Source organism: Streptococcus sp. E17BB, from assembly GCF_041807725.1.
GTDB lineage: Bacteria > Bacillota > Bacilli > Lactobacillales > Streptococcaceae > Streptococcus > Streptococcus entericus.
On record NZ_JBGTZC010000075.1, the window covers coordinates 1 to 1,303 of the forward strand.

Genomic DNA, 1,303 nt, shown 5'->3' on the forward strand with positions numbered 1-1,303 from the left:
ATTTGGGTAATGTCATGGTATTCTAATTCTCCTTCTGTCTCAAAAATGGCCTGATAAGACCGTCTAGCGAATTTATCTATTTCGCAAAAGCCAATGCAGGTATGACCTTGACTTTCCATACCTAAGCGAAAGCCTCCAATCCCTGCAAAACAATCAAAAAAGTTCATCTCTTGTCCTTTCAAAAAAATAAAAGACCCTACTCCTCGTAAAGCCTTGGTTAGATATGGTCGTCCATTTCTGGAGCGTTCTTAAACTCAATCGCTAGTACAATAAGGGATAGTATCCACATGCCTAGAAAAATTTTCCACCACATGGTTCTCACCTCCTCTCCTGTTCTTGTCGGCGTTCCTTATTCCACTCTGCCAGAATGCCATTAAAGATATACTCAGCTATGGTCTCTGCCGTTCTGGCAAATCTCATGTTCTCCAAAGCATACTGATACCTAGTCTCAAAATGCCTCATGACAAACTCTGCACTTGTCTTAGAAAACTTCTCACGAATCAGCTGGTCATAGACCAATTGGTAAATATAATCCTTGTCATAGGTGGTTGGCTTATCCACTTTACGAGTGAGCCCTTTTTCCTCCTCATCCTCTGAAAGACAATCACTCTCTTTAGTCTCACTATGTTCAGTCTCATTATCTTCAGTCTCACTAGTGGCTGAATTTAAGACGGGGCCCGTCTGATTTTGAGACTGGCCCCGTGTTTTTTTAACACCACCCCCGTCTGAATTTAAGACGGGGGTCGGTTCATGTTCCAACTCACCCAGATAAATCTTGTTTGCGAGCCGTCCTTTTTCACTGGATGACTGTTGGACTTCCTCAATAAGGCCAAAATCTCTCAAGGATTTTTTGATGGACAGGAGTTTGGACTTAGAACACCCTAACAAATCCATCAATTTTGAGTTAGAGTAAATCAAGTAGATAAAACCTTGCTCATCTATCCAGCCCCTACTCAAAGACAACTCCAAACGGTCTTTCAAAACGGCATAGGCAACCTTGACCTCCAGCTTCATATCCTTGTATCGGTCACTCTCAAACAAGAGCTTTGGAAGTTTGTAATATCTTTCCGATGTCTGATATTGGTTTGCACTAATGCGTTTCATGATTGTCCTCCAATACTTTGAGTGCTAGTTGACCAGTTGTAGCAATATTAACCAGGCCACTTGTTTCTAATTCCTTCAACATGTCTGTTGCTTTAGATGATGTAACTCCCATAACAATCATGAGATAGCTAACAACACCTAGGCGAGTTGATTCTGCAAGTTCCACGATTTTCCTCCCTGTAAAATAAAAAAGGCAAGA

General features: G+C 41.4%; 3 protein-coding genes. All 3 read right to left on the minus strand.

All coding sequences use genetic code 11. The features are described from left to right. Positions 1 to 167, minus strand: a 167-nt coding sequence (locus ACERC7_RS10640) for a DNA cytosine methyltransferase (RefSeq protein ID WP_373666906.1), incomplete at its 3' end; no start/stop codon positions are given. 151 nt (positions 168 to 318) lie between these two features. Beyond that, positions 319 to 1,104 carry a replication initiator protein A gene (locus tag ACERC7_RS10645; protein WP_373666904.1) on the minus strand — a complete coding sequence of 262 codons (786 nt, stop codon included), beginning with the start codon at positions 1,102 to 1,104 and terminating at the stop codon, positions 319 to 321. Further along, positions 1,091 to 1,303 (minus strand): hypothetical protein (locus tag ACERC7_RS10650; RefSeq protein WP_373666905.1); only part of this gene is annotated, 213 nt, incomplete at its 5' end. The genes ACERC7_RS10645 and ACERC7_RS10650, both read right to left, overlap by 14 nt.